The 19,116-nt window shown below is 53.0% G+C and carries 18 protein-coding genes; 10 read left to right on the top strand and 8 right to left on the bottom strand.

Features of this window, described 5'->3' with window-relative positions:
* Positions 1 to 84: 84 nt before the first annotated feature.
* The gene (locus BAQU_RS06275; protein ID WP_094693673.1) at positions 85 to 1,056 is read left to right on the top strand and encodes an amino acid ABC transporter permease; all 972 of its coding nucleotides are present in this window, start codon (positions 85 to 87) and stop codon (positions 1,054 to 1,056) included.
* Positions 1,053 to 1,832, top strand: coding sequence for an amino acid ABC transporter ATP-binding protein (locus BAQU_RS06270; RefSeq protein ID WP_094693671.1), 780 nt, complete (start codon positions 1,053 to 1,055; stop codon positions 1,830 to 1,832). The genes BAQU_RS06275 and BAQU_RS06270 overlap by 4 nt, the downstream gene beginning before the upstream one ends.
* Here the strand turns inward: BAQU_RS06270 and BAQU_RS06265 are convergent.
* The 5 genes from BAQU_RS06265 to BAQU_RS06245 all read right to left on the bottom strand — a co-directional run bounded on the left by BAQU_RS06265 (position 1,777) and on the right by BAQU_RS06245 (position 7,545).
* Entirely contained in the window at positions 1,777 to 2,409 is a 633-nt protein-coding gene (locus BAQU_RS06265) for a uracil-DNA glycosylase family protein (RefSeq protein WP_094693669.1), read from the bottom strand. The two genes, BAQU_RS06270 and BAQU_RS06265, sit on opposite strands and share 56 nt — an antisense overlap.
* A gap of 73 nt (positions 2,410 to 2,482) precedes the next feature.
* Entirely contained in the window at positions 2,483 to 4,117 is a 1,635-nt protein-coding gene (locus BAQU_RS06260; protein ID WP_094694073.1) for an ATP-binding protein, read from the bottom strand.
* Between the two features lie 77 nt (positions 4,118 to 4,194).
* On the bottom strand, positions 4,195 to 6,195 hold the full coding sequence (locus BAQU_RS06255; protein ID WP_094693667.1) for a hypothetical protein: 2,001 nt from the start codon (positions 6,193 to 6,195) through the stop codon (positions 4,195 to 4,197).
* Positions 6,173 to 7,078 (bottom strand): ABC transporter ATP-binding protein, encoded by a 906-nt coding sequence (locus BAQU_RS06250; protein WP_094693665.1) that lies wholly within the window; start codon positions 7,076 to 7,078, stop codon positions 6,173 to 6,175. Before BAQU_RS06250 ends, BAQU_RS06255 begins: the two co-directional genes overlap by 23 nt.
* Positions 7,075 to 7,545, bottom strand: a complete 471-nt coding sequence (locus BAQU_RS06245) for a GntR family transcriptional regulator (protein ID WP_094693663.1) — start codon at positions 7,543 to 7,545, stop codon at positions 7,075 to 7,077. Before BAQU_RS06245 ends, BAQU_RS06250 begins: the two co-directional genes overlap by 4 nt.
* A 474-nt stretch (positions 7,546 to 8,019) precedes the next feature.
* Here BAQU_RS06245 and BAQU_RS06240 point away from each other — a divergent pair, with 474 nt between their 5' ends.
* The 4 genes from BAQU_RS06240 (at position 8,020) to nagA (ending at position 12,356) form a co-directional block, all read left to right on the top strand.
* Positions 8,020 to 9,105 (top strand): ROK family protein, encoded by a 1,086-nt coding sequence (locus tag BAQU_RS06240; RefSeq protein WP_094693661.1) that lies wholly within the window; start codon positions 8,020 to 8,022, stop codon positions 9,103 to 9,105.
* A gap of 23 nt (positions 9,106 to 9,128) precedes the next feature.
* Positions 9,129 to 10,190 carry an ROK family protein gene (locus BAQU_RS06235; protein WP_158215653.1) on the top strand — a complete coding sequence of 354 codons (1,062 nt, stop codon included), beginning with the start codon at positions 9,129 to 9,131 and terminating at the stop codon, positions 10,188 to 10,190.
* 27 nt (positions 10,191 to 10,217) lie between these two features.
* Positions 10,218 to 11,006, top strand: coding sequence for a glucosamine-6-phosphate deaminase (gene nagB, locus BAQU_RS06230; RefSeq protein ID WP_094693657.1), 789 nt, complete (start codon positions 10,218 to 10,220; stop codon positions 11,004 to 11,006).
* An 87-nt stretch (positions 11,007 to 11,093) separates the two neighbouring features.
* Complete coding sequence (nagA, locus tag BAQU_RS06225) at positions 11,094 to 12,356, top strand: N-acetylglucosamine-6-phosphate deacetylase (protein ID WP_094693655.1); 1,263 nt, start codon at positions 11,094 to 11,096, stop codon at positions 12,354 to 12,356.
* A gap of 136 nt (positions 12,357 to 12,492) precedes the next feature.
* On the opposite strand, the gene BAQU_RS06220 is transcribed toward nagA, so the two are convergent.
* The 3 genes from BAQU_RS06220 to BAQU_RS06210 are packed head-to-tail and all read right to left on the bottom strand — an operon-like array spanning position 12,493 to position 16,126.
* Positions 12,493 to 13,869 carry an ABC transporter permease gene (locus BAQU_RS06220; RefSeq protein ID WP_094693653.1) on the bottom strand — a complete coding sequence of 459 codons (1,377 nt, stop codon included), beginning with the start codon at positions 13,867 to 13,869 and terminating at the stop codon, positions 12,493 to 12,495.
* Positions 13,856 to 15,118, bottom strand: coding sequence for an ABC transporter permease (locus BAQU_RS06215; protein WP_094693651.1), 1,263 nt, complete (start codon positions 15,116 to 15,118; stop codon positions 13,856 to 13,858). Before BAQU_RS06215 ends, BAQU_RS06220 begins: the two co-directional genes overlap by 14 nt.
* A gap of 30 nt (positions 15,119 to 15,148) precedes the next feature.
* The gene (locus tag BAQU_RS06210) at positions 15,149 to 16,126 is read right to left on the bottom strand and encodes an ABC transporter ATP-binding protein (RefSeq protein WP_415447734.1); all 978 of its coding nucleotides are present in this window, start codon (positions 16,124 to 16,126) and stop codon (positions 15,149 to 15,151) included.
* A gap of 93 nt (positions 16,127 to 16,219) precedes the next feature.
* Here BAQU_RS06210 and BAQU_RS06205 point away from each other — a divergent pair, with 93 nt between their 5' ends.
* The 4 genes from BAQU_RS06205 (at position 16,220) to BAQU_RS06190 (ending at position 19,065) form a co-directional block, all read left to right on the top strand.
* Positions 16,220 to 17,656 carry a sensor histidine kinase gene (locus BAQU_RS06205; RefSeq protein ID WP_094693647.1) on the top strand — a complete coding sequence of 479 codons (1,437 nt, stop codon included), beginning with the start codon at positions 16,220 to 16,222 and terminating at the stop codon, positions 17,654 to 17,656.
* Positions 17,653 to 18,318, top strand: a complete 666-nt coding sequence (locus BAQU_RS06200; protein ID WP_094693645.1) for a response regulator transcription factor — start codon at positions 17,653 to 17,655, stop codon at positions 18,316 to 18,318. Before BAQU_RS06205 ends, BAQU_RS06200 begins: the two co-directional genes overlap by 4 nt.
* A gap of 94 nt (positions 18,319 to 18,412) precedes the next feature.
* The gene (locus BAQU_RS06195) at positions 18,413 to 18,673 is read left to right on the top strand and encodes a hypothetical protein (RefSeq protein ID WP_094693643.1); all 261 of its coding nucleotides are present in this window, start codon (positions 18,413 to 18,415) and stop codon (positions 18,671 to 18,673) included.
* Positions 18,674 to 18,705: 32 nt separating this feature from the next.
* Positions 18,706 to 19,065 (top strand): hypothetical protein, encoded by a 360-nt coding sequence (locus tag BAQU_RS06190; RefSeq protein ID WP_094693641.1) that lies wholly within the window; start codon positions 18,706 to 18,708, stop codon positions 19,063 to 19,065.
* Positions 19,066 to 19,116 lie beyond the last annotated feature (51 nt).

The following is a 19,116-nucleotide window of genomic DNA, read 5'->3' as shown; positions in this document are numbered from 1 at the left end:
GCTTCCAAGTCTGATGTGAACACTGGTTTATGAGGAGTGTTCCTTGAAGATTTGACGAGCATAATCACGTTAGAGGAGAAGTGAATGAAGAGTCGAGAAGATTCTGAGTTGGGTATACCAGGCGAGATTCACGCCAGGCCCGTACGAAAGCCGGGACCTGTCGTAGCAGCAATCGTCGTTCTGATCTTTGCACTGATGCTTGCGCATGGCATTGTTACCAACCCAAACTTTGACTGGCCAACGGTATGGATGTATCTCTTCAACGAGAACGTTCTGAGCGGCATCGGCTGGACCTTGAAACTCACCCTCTACTCGATGATCATTGCCACGGTTCTGGCAATCATCCTCGCCGTTATGCGTAAATCGTCAAATCCTGTGCTGCGTTGGGTGAGCTGGTACTTCATCTGGTTCTTCCGTGGAACACCTGTGTATACGCAGCTGATCTTCTGGGGCCTGTTCGCCGTGCTGATTCCACGTCTCGCGGTGGGTGTCCCATTCGGTCCAGAATTCTGGAGCATTGACACCAAAAGTGTCGTAACAGCCAGCGTCGCTGCAGTGCTTGGCCTTGGACTCAACGAGGCTGCCTATCTGTCCGAAATCGTTCGTGCAGGCATCGAGGCGGTTGATGATGGTCAGACCGAGGCTGCGCAGGCACTCGGTATGAGACGTTCTCTGATCATGCGAAGAATCATCCTTCCTCAGGCAATGCGCATCATCGTGCCACCGACCGGCAATGAGACCATTGGAATGCTGAAGACCACATCCTTGGTTCTGGCCGTTCCTTTCAATCTCGAGCTTCAGTTTGCGACCAACGCCATTGCCAGCCGCATCTACAAACCAATTCCGCTCCTCTTGGTTGCCAGTATCTGGTACTTGGTAATCACGACCATTCTGATGATCCTGCAGGCTCAGTTGGAAAAGCATTTTGGCAAGGGATTCGACAAGAGTTCTCTCTCGCACGCCGGGAAATCTGCGGCAATCGACCATCCCACCGGTGAAAGTGCCATGGAGGCAGCGAGAATGAACAAGGTTAAAATGGGAGGTCTCAACGCATGAGCGGCGATACGGCTGAAATCGAAATCAGGGGCGTACACAAGGCTTTTGGCTCGTTGCATGTGCTCAAGGGAATCGACATAGATATTCCACGGGGTAGTGTTACTGCGATTCTCGGACCTTCCGGCTCAGGAAAGTCAACCCTGCTGCGCATGATCAATCAGTTGGAGACGCGAACTGCCGGAGACATATTGGTGCATGGCGATTTGATTGGATATCGGCGCATAGGAACCGGCGCGGATGCGACCTTGCAGGAGCTCGATGATAAGGCCATTGCGGAGCAGCGTGCAAAGATCGGCATGGTATTTCAGCGCTTCAACCTGTTCCCGCATAAAACTGCCATCGACAATGTGATGGAGGCTCCAATTCATGTTGCTCATCGTTCCAAGGCTGATGCGCGAGACGAGGCAATCAGGCAATTGACCCGTGTCGGTCTTGCCGATCGATTGGACTATTATCCTTCGCAACTTTCTGGCGGTCAGCAGCAACGTGTGGCCATTGCACGCGCCCTGGCCATGCATCCCAACATCATGCTGTTCGATGAGCCAACCTCTGCGCTTGATCCTGAACTCGTCGGTGAAGTCTTGAGCGTGATGCGGCAGGTTGCCGAAGAGGGCATGACCATGGTGGTGGTTACCCACGAAATGGGATTCGCACGAGAAGTTGCCGATCAGATTATCTTTCTGGACGAAGGGGTCGTTGTTGAACACGGTGGTCCTGAGATCATCGACAATCCTCAGACGACGCGTTTCCAGGCCTTCTTGAAGTCGGTTCTGTGACGGCTGTGATGCATTGGTAGGCTTCGATCAGTCTGTCCAAGGACATGGAGGCATTGGCTGAACTCGTTGAAGGCAAGGCTGTCATCGGAACGCAGATTCTGGAGGCTTCGAGAGTGTGAGAACAATATCGCCTGAAAAGTTGTGCCGCCCTTGTGCCGGTTGTATATATCGCATGGATATTCGATTGTAGGATAATGCCTGCAAGGTCATTCGCAACGGGATTGCGAATGCTGGCATCACTCGCGCCTTTGATATCGCAGGATTCGAGAACGTCCCACAATGCTATGTGGTAGTGATGCAGCAAGGCTTGTTTCGATGCTATCGATTCGTCATGCAACCCGCCGCTGTTTCGTATACCATGCGAGGTGCATCGATTGATGTCTGCTTCTCCACCGATGTCGCTGCCACATGGGGGATAGAGGGCCTCAAGCACTCGCCAGAAACGATTCTGCGGGTGCATGTAATAGAATCCCGCTGCGCGAGATTTGGGGCTTGGCATTGAACCGAGAATCAGAAGCTGTGATTCTTCATCCCATACGGGACCAAAGCCATGCTCAACATGTTCGTATTCGCTCATAGAGTGTTACCAGCTCCATCCAAAGGATTGGGCAAGGTACGATCTGCAACGTGGCCTTGCAGGAAGTGCCTCATCATAAGGCTCCCCGAAGGAGTCGGTATTGTTTCTGCGGATGCGGCTGTGTGGTGATGGATTCGACGAGACCCTTGTTGAGCAGCGAGCGTAGTCCCGATGCCACGGAAATCGGAGAAAGATGCAGATCAAACATGATGTCACGAACACTGGCAGATGGTCTATCCTCAAGTAGTTGGACGATGCGCTGGGCAATATTGCGTTCAGCGCTGTTTTCGAATGCCCCGCGACGGGTAATCGTCACTCTGAAGGCATCAATGGTGTGATCAATGTCTGCGGGTTCCATGCCTTCGTTGCGAAGCGTCGCTGCTATCTGTTGATAGCCTGAACCGCCGTTTTCGATGACATAGCCACCGTCCGGGTAAGGAGTCGATTCGAGAATGGAGACGAGGAACTGATTCCTGGTCGAGGGCATGATCGGATTGCCGAGCGTGCTGTGCGTGACGGAACCGAATAATCCACCCGGATTGGTGATTTCAATGCGATTGGTAAACACGTCCACGCGAACTTGCGTGCCTTGTGCCACAGGTGCATAGTCCCGGTGCATCATCGCATTGGCAATTGCCTCGCGTAGAACGGGTCGTGGATAATCGGGAGTCTGCTGGGCATCGTGGGTTTCGCGTGGTGGCCCTGCGGTCCATGACACCAAGGATTCGACGGCATCGTCGATGATGATGGGAATGGGTCCGGTAATGCTTTCGGCGGTAACGAGGTGCCCGTCACCAGAGAAGACTTCGGCTCTGCTGGTACCAGGAAATACCGCAATCGTCACGTTGAGGCGAGGAAAGTACTGTTGCGGATACCGTCCGAGAGCAAGCAAACCGGCCAATGTTGGGTGCAGCGTCGCAAAGTCTGCATCAATGGCATGCAATGCATGCTGCAGGTTCTCGCTCTGCTGCATGGTCAGTTCGCTCACGCGCGTACCGCCCTGATCCGAATCAAGATCAGTGCCAGATGTACTGTGATGAGTGAGGGAAGGGTTTGATTCGTCGGCACTGATCTCTGGCGCAAAGTCCAGCACGCGCAGCGCCCGCAGTATGTCGATATCATTGCTGGCTGCAAAAACCTTTGGGTGCAGTTCGCGCTGCCGCTCGATAAGACCATGTACCAGTGCAGGGTTCAAGTCATCTATGCTCGCTTCTGCAATGACCCGAGCATCATATGTCGGCTGTGCATGCTCTTCCATCAGACGCTCGACCTCGTAGCCGGTCATGCGTCGATCACCGTCGCCAGTACGAATGAACGAGCCGTTATATGCACCCAGAGCTGTGGTGTAGCACGGTTTATCTCGCGGCAGCATCTCGTCGATCTGCGCGAAGACGAGATTGCTGCCCTCAAAAGGGCAGGTCATGATGATCGGGCGAACTACCGGTGTCATCTTTTCACATGCCTGACTCAAGGCCTCCTGCATTGAACGCGCGTTGAAGCCTTCTACGGGCGTAAAACCCGCTTTCTCCGAAAGACCAAGGATGATATAGCCGCCTGTGCCGTTCGAAAAGGCGGAAAGTGTGTCGGTAATCGATGAAGAGAGCTTGCGCCTGCTCTCCTTCACCTCGCATTGCTGGGTATCGTTGCCGATTATGCGCATGAGTTCGATGAGCTCGCTCATTTTCGCAGCGTAATCATCGTCTCTCATGTTCCTCACCCAGTCTGAAAGCAATGCATGGAAAGCATCGTCCTTCAATCCAGAGTAGCCCAAGTTTGGGCGACATATTAGTCAGTGACTGCCTTGTTATACAAGCCTTTGGCCTTGAGCCACTGTATGGTTCGGGTGTAATGCCTCGTAATGCCGTAATAGAAGCTCGATGGCTCGTAGCCTGTGCTGTTGGTGGTGTGCAGATTGAAGTTCACGCCGAGCAGCAGATCCTTGTTCTTCAGTGCACCGTCCGAGGAATAGTCAACGACGAGAGAAGCTGGATCCGTAGGTGGCAGCGATTGATAGTCCTCGTCCATCAGCTTTGCCAGGGTCTGGGCATCGGTGGCGTTCAGGTTGACATGCCCTGCTCCAATGGTGATGTCTGGACCTTCGGCAGTGCTTGATGATGCCGATTCGATTCTGCTGTAGCCAATCTGTGCGATGCTGGTTGCCTTTCGATACCCGGAGTCATTGATAAGGCGCGCGTAGGCAGGGCTGTTCAATAGATATCGTCCATAGAACGAATAGCTTCTCGATAGTCGGGCTGCGTTACTGAGAGCGTATTCGATGTTGATGGTCTGCACTGTGCTCGCAAAGCAGTTGACGCATTCCTTCGCTGTGTATCCAGTTCCAGACGAGCCATTGCCATCGGCATCTGAAGATTCGAGCAGCGCAGCATACCTGGGATCTTTCGCGCGTTCAACGATTTCCTGATGCAGGGCACGTACATGCTGAATTGACTGTCTATTGCGCAAGCGTATTGAACCCCAGTCATAGCTGGCGGCATAGGGCAGCATGTTGAGATATTCGTTGGGTAGGCTCACCGACGACACGTTGCTGGCGCGTGGAATGCGTCGTGTGTATCCAGTGATGTCCCATGTGGTGAAGGAGCAATAGATCGCCATGATGACGACGAACGCTCCGAAGCGCTTGAGACTTTTCAAGGAAAAGATCTTGATGGTTCCTTTCACCACCATGGTGGTGATGATGAAGATGACCGGTGAGGCGATCGCCACCCCGAGGAAAAACATCGTATGGTTTGCCAGTGCATTGATATTGCCGGTTTGCAAGCTCTGCAGGATCCCGCCCGCCAGACATGATCCGACAAAGGTCACCATCACTGTGGTGATCGTCTGAGCACCCCCGAACATTACATTATTGCCTGCATGCTCCGACTTCATGCGGCGATACAGCACCATGGCGATCGTGAGCAAGGCGGCGCTGATTGCGATGAATGTGATGATATGCGCGAGTGAAATGCGGTCGCCATTCATGGCCAGATCAAGCAAGGGGTGCATCCATGCGGCGCCATTGAGGGATTCGAAGGTAAAACCATACAGGAAGAGACTCAGAATCAGCAAGGTCAGCGTATATACAACGGGAACTATCACATTGATGAAGGCAATCATGAGTATGCCAATGCCAAGATTGCCGGTCAGCATCGAGCCAAGAACCGATGTGGCAAAGATAAAGAGCATGATGATCGAGGTGATGATAAACCATCGGAGTAAATCCGCATCGTTGGGTGCAAGGAGCATGCTGGCATTGTTGACTCCCTGGCCGTCAAGGTTCAGCTGGCCGGAATTCATGAATCCCTTGAAGAAGAAGCGCATGAATGGCAGCAGCGAGAAGGTGGCGACGATATGGGGAACATAGAGCAGGATCACACCGCAAACAATGTTCGTTCGGAAGATGGTTCCGCGTGTCAGCGGCATTGAATGCATGATTGACACTCTCCCGGATGAATTCAGATAGGTGAATAACGCCAAGGCATACACCATCGGAGAGAGAATCTGATACGCAAGGAATCCTGGATTGCCATCCTGAATGGTTATGCGAAGAATGCTGGGCTGGGCATTGCCCGCTTCCGGCGTGAGCAGCACGACGATCGGTCCGGAAATGAGCAATACGGCAATGCCGAGGAGCGAAAGTGCCCACAGACGTTTGATCTCATGCCACAGTAGGGGTGCTGATATGAACTGTCGTGATGCATTGACGGTGCCTCTGCCGCGGGCAACATGACGACTGGCAGCCTGCTCGGTTGTAGGGGAGGTTTCAGTGCTTGCTGGTGTAGTCATTGCTGTCTTCTCTCAATTCATACATGAAAATCTCTTCCAAAGTCAGTGGAATCTCATCGAAGATAACCGGATGGGTGCGGTTCACGAAGCGGTCAAGCTCCTCATCGCTGTTGCGAACGATCAGATAGTTGATGGAGCCGCGATCATATTCGTGGAGTATATGCAGTGGCTCGAGCATTGCAGCCGACGGCTGACGTTGAGGGCCGAAACTGATCTGTAGCTTGTGTATGTCTGATTTCAGATCTTCGATGTCCTGCTCGATGGCCACCTTGCCTGCCTTGATCGCACAGACGTGATCGCAGTAACCTTCGAGCTCGCGCAGATTATGCGACGATATCACGGCGGTCATTGACCTATCGGCTGTGGCATCGACGATAAGTTCCCAAATGCTCTTGCGGACGATGGGATCAAGACCATCAATGGGTTCGTCAAGAAGCATATATCGAGGCTGACGCGCGAATACCAGACAGAAGACGCCCTGCTTGCGCATACCTTTGGACATCTTCGAGAATTGCATGTGCGGGTCGAGATGGAATTGATGCATTGCGGTCTCGAAGAGCTCCTGACTCCATGATTGCGCATAGATGCCGGCGGTCAAGGTGCCGGCACTGTGCAGTGTGAATCTATTGAAATATGTCAGGTCATCAGGAATGAAGGCAATCTGCCTCTTCACTTCCGCATTCTCATACACTGGATGCCCGTCATAGGCGATGGTGCCGCTATCCTGGGTCAAGACTCCGGCAAGCATCTTGAGCAATGTAGTTTTGCCAGAACCGTTGGTTCCCACCAGGCCATATATGGAACCTGTCGGCACGGAAATGCTGATATCCGATACGGCAGTATGAGCATCAAATGCCTTGGTAATTGATCGAAGCTCAATCATTGGGATTCCTTACTTGTATTGGTGTGGGGCTGAGCCGCATGGTTACTTTCGCTGATCGGGGATTCGCTGCGGTGAGATCCCTGCAGGTGAGATTCGCGAAGCTCGGACAAGAGTGAGGTGATGGTGGTCTCAAACCGATGACTATCGGGGATGATCATGCGCAAGTCTCGAATATCATCGCGAATCTGTGCCATGGACTGGGCAATCATTCTCTCGTCTGGTTGAATGTCCTGCGGAGAGTGGGCGAAGCTTCCCACTCCAGAAACGCTGTAGATGTAGCCCTGCGATTCGAGGTGTCTGAATGCTTTCTGCACGGTATTGGGATTGACCGTCAGCTCCTTAGACAATTCACGAACTGAGGGGAGCTTGCTCTCCGGTGCGATGATTCCTGAGAGAATCTGCTCCTTGATGCCACGAACAACCTGCTCATAGATCGACTTGCGGCTTTTGAGATCGATTTCAATCATGCGATGCTCCGACGGTATGACAAGATACCTCCCGATATTAAGTGCGGCGCTGCGCCTCGCGGTCTGTTGTGCATATGCCGCTGCGCTACATTGCCCAAGCAGGAAGCCCACGAAATATGCTTACTAACTGTACTAATGCAAATAGTACACCAAGAGGGTGCGCACGTCTAATGCGTGACGATTGTAATACATAAGGGAAGTAAACAAATTGGGTACCTGTGAGGAGTTTTAGCCAGAAATTTGCTTTGATATTGCGTTCAACGGTTCATTGTTCGCTCTTTACTGGGTATTTTGTGGCAATAATCTCACAAGAATGCTATTAAGTGAGTATTGTTAACTATATTGAGTTATTCAAGTGAATTCACGAAAAGATATCGTGTAATTCTGCAAGAATGGGGGGGCAGTTTGACACTGAAGTTCCCTAACCGGCCTGGTAGCCCAAACATTCACCGTGCGGGTAAGTCGCGGCTCCTGATGAGTGCGTCACCGGCGGATATACGGCTGCAAAACAGAACCGTCATTATGAGAGCGCTCTATCCTGACGATTCGTACTCACGGTCGGAGCTGGCGAAGCTCACAGGCATGTCCAAGGTCTCGACCTCGGATGTCGTATCGGAGCTGCTCAAGGAAGGTCTGCTGAGTGAAGGGGCATATAGAACACCGCATGGCCCCGGGAAACCATCGCAGCTGATCCATTTCAATGCAGCATCCGGCGCAATCGTCTCGATGGATCTTTCGAATGTTGCTCGTTTGAGGGGAGTCGTCGTTGATCTTGCCGGCAAGGTCATGCACCGCGTTGAGATAGAACTGCCGCATGACGAGAAGCTTGATGCGTCCGAAGTCATCAAGCTGTGCAGGAGCTTGCTGAAAATGTGCGATGCTTGCGTTATCGGCATTGCCGTTGCGACCCCAGGCACGGTGAATGCCGAAGGTCTGATTCTTGAGGCTCCAAAACTGGGCTGGGTCAATATGAATCTTGTCAAGCAGTTGGGCGTGCTCGCTGATTGTCCTGTGGTGGTCACGAATGACGCGGACGCCGCCGTCTTCGCTGAAGGGCATTTCGGGGCTGGTTTCAGCGACATGATACTGGTACAGATCGCACATGGCGTGGGTGCGGGCTTGCTCATTGACAATGATGTTGTGCGTGGAAAAGGCTTTATGGCAGGCGAAATCGGACATGTGGTCATGTCTGACGGAACATGTCCCTGCGTTTGCGGAAAAATCGGCTGCTTGGAAACCATGGTCTCGGCACCAGTCCTGGACGAAGCCATAACAAACAATCCGGATGGAAGAGACCAGATTCTTGCTCAGGCCGGCCATGAGCTGGGCAGGGCATTGGCCATGCCGGTAGCGTTGACGAACATCACGCATGTCGTGATTGCAGGTGTGCCTCGATTGGCCAATCAGACCATGGTGGATGCCGCGCAATCAACCATAGATGTGCTGACACGCTCGCGGTTTATGCAGGCGGTGCACGTTCAGGTATCGACGTTAGGGGAGGATGCCGCAATGCGTGGAGCTGCGGGATTGGTGCTTCGCAACGTTCTGGCCGTGCTATGAAAGCAATGGTGAGGGAAGCGACAATGACAGCAAAGGTAAGGGAAGAGAAGCCGTGTCTTCAGCACGGCATGAATGGTCTCCAATGCAATGCGAATGGGCAGCGTTTGACCACTGTCAAACATCGCGATGCTTTCATAGGCATCGATGTTGGCGGAACGACAATAGAAGGTGTTCTGATTGATGAGGCGGGTGGTGTCATCACAACTCGAAGAAGTGATAGCGCCCAGGGTGATGACGCCGTCGCCAAACAGACGGCCATGATGATTGACGGGCTTCGCGTTCTCGGTTCAGAGCTTGGATTGGCTCTCGTCGGTATTGGCATTGGGATTCCAGGTACGGTGGATGTGGAAACGGGAGAGGTTGTCAATGCCGTCAATTTAGGAATTTCGCATTTCAATCTCGAATCGAGAATTGCCCAATTCATTCCCGGCGTGCCGATTCGTATTGAAAATGATGTCAATGCTGCAGCGCTTGGTGCTTGGACCATGCTTGGCAAGTGCAATCCGCGTGGCGAAATAAAGAACGAGATGAAGAACGAGATGAAGATGGCCTTTCTCAATCTCGGCACAGGTCTGGCATGTGGCATCGTCGATCATGGTCATATCGACCATGGCTCAACGGGAGTTGCCGGCGAAATTGGCCATATTCCAGTTGAAGTTCATGGATATCCCTGTGCATGCGGCCAACGGGGATGCTTGGAGACCGTTGCATCGGGATCAGGGGTGGCGAAGCTCTGGCCAACGAGGCACGGCTATGCGTTGCCGGCCTTGCTGAGCGCTGTGCAACGAGGCGACCAATCTGCCCGAACGATTCTTAACACCGTCATTCAAGGTATGAGCATGGCAGTGATGATCATCGCAATGAGCATCGATCCACAAGTGATCGTCATCGGTGGTGGATTGGCAAGGTCAGGGCAGCCTTTGCTTGATGCCATCACTGCTGATCTGCGCATACGTGCTCAATCAAGTGCCTTCATCTCTGGTCTCAGACTTCCTCAACGGTTGATGCTCGCCCCGGTAAGCCTACCGATTGGGGCCATCGGAGCGGCAACCATTGCAGCTGACCGACACAGAATCTCATCATGATCGAAAACCACAACAGAAGGGGTAATTATGACAGAAGTCATCATCGTAAAGAATCAAGACGAGGCGGGGAGCATCTATGCCCAGCGCGTTGCTCGGCTGATTGAAAGCAAGCCGGATTGTGTGCTTGGTCTTGCCACGGGCTCAAGTCCGCTCGCCGCATATCGCCAGCTCAGCGCACTCGTCAAGAATGATTCGATTGATGTATCGCAGGTGCGCGGCTTTGCACTTGATGAATATGCGGGTCTGGATCCGAAGCATCCGCAATCGTACCAGAGCACCATCAATCGCACGGTTGTCGAACCCCTGGGATTGGATCCAGAGAAGATTCATGTGCCCAACGGTAATCTTTCAACCATCAGCGAGGCTGGACACGCATACGATCAGGCGATTGAAGACGCAGGGGGCGTTGATATCCAGATTCTGGGCATCGGCACGGATGGACATATCGGCTTCAATGAGCCGGGTTCTTCGCTCGCATCGGGAACGCGCATCAAGACCTTGACCGAGCAGACACGCATTGATAATGCCCGATTCTTTGACGACGATATCAATCAGGTTCCGACGCACTGCATCACTCAGGGTATCGGTACGATTCTCAAGGCTCGCCATTTGATTCTGCTCGCCTTCGGCTCTGGAAAGGCTGAGGCGATTGCCGAAACAGTAGAAGGTGGCATTTCATCGTTCTGCCCTGCTTCAGCGCTTCAGCTGCATCGACATGCAACCGTGATCGTGGATGAAGCAGCTGCCTCGCGCCTGCGCAACAAGGACTACTACAAGTACTCATTCGAACACAAGCCAGCATGGCAGGGCATCTGATCCTGGCTGGAAGAAATTCCCCGGAACGATCGAAACGAGGCAGGATTGCGAGTAACGATGCCTGCCAGAGGAGAGGGTGAGCGGTACATGAATGGCAACGAATCGAAGGAAGAGCAGAGCCTTGCGGTGCAGAAGGCGGTCACAGGAGCGGCACAGACCTTTGCAATCCGAAATGCCACAAAAATTGATGCTCGTGGCATCGAGCACCATTTTTGGCTGGTTTCAGCACACGGAGAGATTGTTGCAACAGGAACCAGAGATGATGATTATAACCGCGCATGGGCTGCTGTCTGTGCGCACTCGGATGCAGTGCAGTCGTCAACCGATGCCCAGGGCGCCATTCTCACACCGGGGTACATCGACATTCATTCCCACGGCGCATGGGAACGCTCATTCGATGATGGCAGTGAAGGCATTGCAATGGCACGTGTCGGCCATGCCGTTCATGGCACCACGCGGCAGGTGCTCAGTCTGATAACGAATCCACTGGATGTGATGTGCAACAATCTGCGTACGGTTGCCAAGGTCTGTGCTGCACGTCCTGATTGCCTTGGCGCTCATCTCGAGGGGCCATTCCTTGCATTATCACGCAAGGGTGCGCACGACCCTGCATGTCTGCGGGATCCTGAGCCACAGTATGTCGATCGTTTGCTGGAGGCCGGCAATGGGTGCATTCGTCAGATCACGATTGCACCGGAGCTGCCGCATGGCATCGAAGCGATACGTCGATTCAGTCAGGCAGGTGTCGTACCTGCCATCGGCCATTGCGATGCCGACTACGAGACCACGCGGCGAGGAGTCGATGCAGGAGCCAGAATTCTCACCCATGTGTTCAATGCCATGAACGGCATCCATCACCGCAAGCCGGGGCCGATTCCTGCGATTCTGGAAGATCCTCGCGTTCAGGTCGAACTGATCAACGACGGATTTCATGTGCAGAACCCTGTGGTCAAGCTTGCGTTCGCACTCTTCGGCAGACGCATAGCGCTCATCACCGATTCCATGGCGGCGACAGGATGCCCCGATGGTGCGTACACCCTGGGAAAGCTTGATGTCAACGTTGAGGAAGGTCATGCTCGACTTGTTTCGAATGGTGCCATAGCAGGCTCCACGCTGACCATGGAGGAATCCGTGCGCAGAGGAGTGGAGGAACTGGGCTTGTCCGCCGTGGATGTCGTCGCAGCTGCGACCGAAGGCCCGGCACATGCGCTGGGAATCGAGCGTCCCAATACGATCACGAACTATCCACTCGGCTTTCTTGCACCGGGATACGCTGCGGATTGCATTATTCACGCCGAACAGTCCTGGAAGGCGCAGTCAGTCTGGTGCGAAGGCCGACAGTTGGTCTGAAATCGGAGTCGAATTCGTTCATTGTGAACTTAGCGAAGTATCAACGCTGAAAAAGGGCTGTTTCATTACGTCAGATTGCCCAATATTCGCGTTGATACTTCGCTAAGTTCACAATGAACGTTTGCGAGAGGCTTTTTTATTGCTCGGTGAGTTCGGTGATGCGATTGGCCATGCCGAATTCTGTGTGAGTACTGCGATATCTGCCTCCCGCAAGCCCTATGCACACGAAGACGCAACCAAACAGCGCTACCAGGCCTATGCTTTGCAACCATCCGAACGCGCTTGGACTGGGAGTCTGGAAAGTCGTCATGCCAAGAGCATTGTTAATGGAAGCAGTGAACCACCACCCCGGCAGGAGCTTTCCGAGAGTTACCATGGCCTGAGGCATGACAGACGGATCAAATGCGGCACCCGAAGTGAACATCAGAATCAATCCAAATGATGTTGCGACTGCATTGGACACGACGGTCGACGTTCTGAATTGTCCGATCATGAAGCCAAAGGCCATCGAAACCAGGGTACAAGCCAGTTGGGAGAGGGCTACCATGGCTATCGCAGGCATGCTGATTGCAGAGAAGGCATGGTTGAACGGCATGATTGCCAGCAATACGATCGAATAATACAGTGCCCAGCAAACGAGGCCGAAGCTCACGCCACCAAGCAACTGTTGCGCGCTCAGTGCATATGACCGAACGGAGGAGGCGGATAGACGGCGTCTCGTCTCAGGCGCATTGAACACTCCGATTAATAGGGAGATGCATACGGTCATCGCCATGAAAATGGGATAGATCGAGAGCTTGATGGTCAGGCCAAAGCTGTTGGCTATTGATTTGCCCGTGTCTGCGGCATCTTTCAATACCTGAACGGTAGGGGAGAGATTGGAGCCCTTCGATTGCTGTACAACATAGCGCACGGCGCTTGGCAGGTCGGGCTGCACACCTGAAGCCAGAACGGTTCTGAGTTCTGAAAAATAGCCATTCACATCGATTTTTGCCAATGATCCCTCACTGGAAAGGTAGCTCACCGTGGTATCGGCAAGCGGCATGGTTGCATTCGAACTCTGTGACGAAGCGTTGTCTGCCGAACCATTGCTTGATGGTTCAGTGCTTGATGAGATTGCGGCCTTTTCGAAACGCTCAGCATAGCCGTGCGGAATAATTACAATCAGGTCAACGTCATTGCGTGCAATCGCATCCTGCAGGCGTTGCGGTGTGTCTTGAAGCTTCACCATGGTGGCGCTTGAACCAAGATAATCGCGCAGTCCTTGCGCGAGATTGCCTGAATCGCGGTTGATGATTGCAATATTGGCTTCTGGCAATTTGGAATCGGCATGATGAGCAGATGACGAACTGATGCCAGAAGTCTGACTTGATAAGGCGTTCGTATCATTGCCCGCCGCAATGATGCTGGAAATTCCCAGAGACAGCATCAGTGCGCCGAAACTGATTAGATAAATGAGCATGTACAGCTTGTGCGCCCAGAGAATACGAAGTGCTGTTTTAAAGGTTTGCATAGCTGCGTCTCCTCATCAGACTGATTGCCAATGTCATGCAGATGGCTCCGGTGATCAGCAGAATTCCTACGGTGGTCATGAATGGCTGCAGACTGTCGTAATAGAGCAGGTCATAGAACAGGTTCGAAACCTGCTTTACCGGGTTGAACAGATCAAATGTCGGAATATTGCGACTTATCGAATCGCTCAAGCTCATGGCAAACGATCCATACAGTCCTGCAAACAGCGCTCCAAAACACGCAATGGCAGTGCTGATACCGGTCTTCGCACCGCGTGAGAGTCTGGGAATTGCACCAATCAGCAGTCCGAAGGCAGTTGCGGTGAAGCTTGCAATCAGCAAGGCGAGAATGGCGAGCGGCTCTCGACCTCCGACCGCAATATTGCACACGAATCGGATGTAGCAGAACGACACCACGAGGCTCAGGAACGAGGTCAACCAGCTGGCGAGCAAAATGGCACTGAATTGTCGCCATTTTGGCAGCGGTGCAATCGAGCGACGCGCTCCCACTGCCGACAGATTCGCTTGTGCAGTGGATATGGAGGTGATGGCAAAGCTCATCGACATCATCGAAACCATGCCAAGCAGCGCATAATAATACCGTGCAAACTGATCTGGCGCGAAGTTAGTGAGCGAGCGGTTGCGTGTATAGCTCAGCTTTGCGCTCGCCGTACTCGCTGCAATATAACGTTCAAGCTGTGCCTGAATCTGTAGTTGTGCCTGCTGCCGTGTCTGCGTCTGCCCCTGCGTGCTCGCTGTCGGATGAGATGCAGCCAGAGTCTTGAGGGTCGTCTGGCTGTGATTGAACTGAGTGATGATGCTTCTCAAGGAGCTCACGGTAATGCTCGCAGTTGACGATGACATGTTATTGGTGAATTCGTTGTATAGGTCGTCGGAGATGGCAATGCCGAAGCTTCCTACGTCATTCACAAAGAGATAACCGCTATCGTGCCCGGCCTGCACGCGCTTTTTTGCGGCAGAAACGGACGAAACCGTTGTTGGACGTATCAACTTCGTGCCGTTGGTATTCTTTCCCGCGAGCGCATTGACCAGCGAATCTGCACCTGCAACGGTGCTCCAGTTCGAGTCATGCACAACGGCGAAATTCTGGGCCTGGATCTGCCTGTTCGTCAGTCCGCTGAACATGCCCCAGAACAGACTCGCCATGAGAATGGGGAATATGAACAGCCAGAGCAGGTTGCTTTTCTCGCGAAGATTCACCTTAATGGTGGTCAAGAATGTGGTCCACATGATGGTTTGCTTCCTCCTTGTCTCTCGCGCTCAGTCCCGTAATGCCTTGCCGGTCAATTCCAGGAACACGTCGTTCAAGGTCGGCGGCTGCGAACTTAAGTGGCCAAAGTTAGTGCCAGATGCGTGGAGAATATCGAGAATGTCGGCCAGGTTACGATTGCCATGTCTGCAAGCGATCTTGAGTTCCTTGCCATTGAAGTCAGCCTGTGCCACGAAGGGCAGCGCTTGCATGGTGTGCAGAGTCTGCGCATCAAGGTCGAGCGTATCAACCGTGATGCGCTCGCCCATGTCGATCATGTCTTTGAGCTGGTTGGCGGTGCCTTGGGCAATCTGTCGGCCATGATCCATGATCATGATTCTTGTGCAGATCTGTTCGACCTCTTCCATGTAATGGCTGGTATAGAGAATCGTTGCACCTTCGTCACGCAAGTGTTGAATGCCTTCGAGGATTGCGTTGCGGCTTTGCGGGTCAACGGCAACGGTCGGTTCGTCAAAGAGAATCAGCTCTGGCTTGTGCACGATGCCGCATGCGATGTTGAGTCTTCTGAGCAAGCCTCCAGAGAGCTTGGCCGGGCGGTAATGGCTAAATTCCTCTAACCCGACGAACGCGATGGCATCGTCGACGAGAGCTTTGCGATCCCTATTTTTTGGAATGTAGAGCGAGCAGAAAAAGTCGATGTTCTCTCTCACGGTGAGTTCGTTGAAAACGGCGACATTCTGAGGAACCATGCCGATTTTTCGTTTGAGGTCGTACGATGTTGGGGTCATTGGCCTGCCAAACACGCTGACTGTGCCGGATTCATGGCTGAGCAGTGCAAGAATGCAGTTGATTGCCGTGGTCTTGCCGGAACCATTCGGCCCAAGCAGCCCGAATATTTCGCCTTGGTGAACGTGGAGGTTGAAATGGTCAAGCGCGAGCATCGTGCCATAATGCTTGACAAGGTTGTCGACGAAAATCGCATCGTGTGCGGTGCGTGTTTTCTCGCCTGTGTTCTCGTCTGTGTTCACATGTGTGTTCGCCTGTGTGCTCATATGTGTGTCCATACTCGAATCGTCGCACAGATAGAGCCTCACGAACAGTGATAGGCGTCATCACGTGGCATGACATTTGTCATCTCTGAAGAGGAACGCAGCGTAACCTTTACTGTAGGTCATGAATGGGAGGGAGGAGTCATGGTACGCGGAGCTTTCAAACTTGTGTTGTGGGTACTATGCGTATCATTTGGGTTGCTCTTGCATGGTGGTTCTCTCTCGGCTGCTTCGGTCTTTGCTCTGTGTGCTTCCATAGCTTCCGCAGCACTGTATGAAGGGCTTGCTCCAAGCAGATTTGCCGCCGCTTCCTCGGCAGTGCTCGCAATGATGGCCATTGGATTGCCTCAGCTGTATGCATTTGTGCCATTATTCGCCTTTGACATCGCCTCTGCCGTGATGACACGCATAGGCGTGGAGGGGCGGGTCTCGATGAAGCGGCATGCGTCCACCTTCACGCTTCGGACTCTATGGTTCGAATATCTCTTGATTATCTGCATCATCACATCTACCTTCATGCTGCTTGGCTCTCAGCATGTGCATGGCGATGATTCGCTTGCTCTTCGACTTGGAGGTCTTTGCCTGGTCGCATTGAGCTTCTGCTCCGGCATGGCATCGAGTCTTGTTGCGAATCTGAGAAGGCGGATCCTCCTTGCCAACGACGAAAGGCGAGATTTAAGAAGGCGTATGCACCATGATGCTCTGGTTGCGGAGGATGAGCGCAGAAGCGCAATGCACGATGCCACGCTTGCCGAGCGGACCAGAATTGCCCGTGAGATTCACGACGGAGTCGGCCATATGCTGACCAGAGGCATCATGCAGGCACATACATCCCAAGTGATATCGATGCTCGCCGCAGATACGCAGAACGCCAGGAGCTTTGGAGATGTCGAGGCGACCTTCACCGAAGCCATGAACGCGGTGAGAAGCACCGTGCACGATTTGGATGATGAGGGCAATGATGTGGCACTGCAGATCGAATCTGCGTCCAGGACCTTGCAAGGGCTGGCGCAAAGTCCCAGGGTAACCTTGGAAAACGAAGTCAGGCAGGCACCAGCTCCAATCACGCGTTGTCTGGCGATGACCATTCGCGAATCATTGAACAATGCGGTTCGCCATAGTTCGGCAACGCAGGTCGGTATCGTTCTTCGAGATATGCCTGCGCTGTGGCAGCTTGTGATACAGGATAATGGAGCGCACAACCCAAGTGACGCTGCATATTTAGCAGTGCATGCTCATACGCGGTGGGGTGATATGCGGGGCATGGGGATTGCGGATATAGAGGCGCGAGCCCAGGAATTCGGCGGCAGTGCGCTATGTGGTCCCAATGCGCAAGGTTGGAGAGTCTTCGTATCGTTGCCGAAAGAACCTTGGAAGCAGTATGGCAGTGCTGACCATGCTGAGCATGCTGGGCAGGATCATGCAGAGCAGGTTCACGCACAGTCAGCGGTTGCTGAGCAGTCAAGCGGCATCGAACTCGTGGAAAGGCGCAGGAGGGGAGTGCAATGAAAGTAGCCATTGCCGACGATGATCCAATCGTCTGCTCGTCCATATCCACCATTCTGACGCAGGTTGCCCATGCTGACATAGTATGGATAGCAAACGATGGGACGGAGGCAGTCACATGCTATGCTCAAGCGCGCCCCGATGTGCTGCTGATGGATGTGCAGATGCCGCACACGAGTGGCTTGGAAGCCGCAACATCCATACTTGGCAGCGACAGCCTTGCGAAAATCCTATTCCTGACTACCTTTGCAGACAGGGAATACATTGAGCAAGCGCTCGCAATCGGTGGACGTGGTTACCTGATTAAGCAGGATGTTGCCGCAATCATTCCCGCCGTGCAGACGGTGCTTTCCGGCGAAATAGTTCTCGGTTCCGAGGCCCTCTCACATCTTTCGATAGGTAATGGTGATGCAACACAGAACGCCGGCAGACATGCGGTGAACAGGGAATCCGATCGGTGCGCCAATCCGTTTAAGAATCTCACCAACCGCGAGCAACGCATCAGCGCTCTCATTGCAGAAGGTCTCGATAACCACGACATTGCTCGGCAACTCTATTTGAGTGAAGGCACGGTGCGCAACCGGATCAGCGACATCCTCGCCAAGCTCAACCTGAACAACCGCACCCAGCTCGCCATTCTCTGGCTACGTTGCCATCAACGCTAGCGTTCGTCCCACACACCCAGCTCGGTGCTCCAAAGTATCTCAAAAGAACACAAGTTAAGAGGTCTGTAGTACTAATTTGTGGTATTATTTTTAGATGTTTTTGGAAATCGAGGATTCCGCGCGAAAGCATGGATGCACTGATGCTGAGATAACTCATGCAGTCATGCATCATATCGGTCGCCAAGGCATACGAGGGGTTGATAATCAGGCCACGTTTATGTTTGTCGGTCATCCTAGGGCAGGTGCTCTTGAACATGATTATCTTGAAGTTGGGGTTGCGAAGTGGAAGGACGGAACATTACATGCCTTCCATGCCATGACGCTCAGCAGTAAGTGGCAGCGACTTATCTATTAACAATACGAGTGATTCTCAATGGAGGTAACGCGATGAAAGATGTTCATTTATCTCGCTCTGCGCATGAACAGCAGCACATAAAGCTTTGGAGTGATCGGCTCTCGCAGATGGCGGAAGAAGGCAAGCTTGAACCCATCAAAGGCTCTCAGGCATATAGAGGCGAACAGGCGGCAGCCATAAGCGATGAAGATTTGCTTGCAGTATTCCAGGGAAGGCCCCGTGAGGACGAGCACCAGACGACAAAGAAAACTTGGCGAATCAGAACGACACAGGAGCTAGATGATTGGGCTGCGGCTGGAGCAAGAGAAGAGCATATTAATACGTCTGCCTTGGTGCGCAAGGCAGTGGCTGAATACCTTGAACATCATCACAGAACGGCATTGTCTGCCTGAAGGGCTTGATCTCACGAGAGTGAGACGCCCAAGCCAAGAATGACTGTAGAG

The sequence above is a fragment of the Bifidobacterium aquikefiri genome, from assembly GCF_002259795.1.
GTDB classification, from domain to species: domain Bacteria; phylum Actinomycetota; class Actinomycetes; order Actinomycetales; family Bifidobacteriaceae; genus Bombiscardovia; species Bombiscardovia aquikefiri.
The sequence above is the reverse complement of the archived record's forward strand: the minus strand, read 5'-3'. Positions and strand labels throughout refer to the sequence as shown.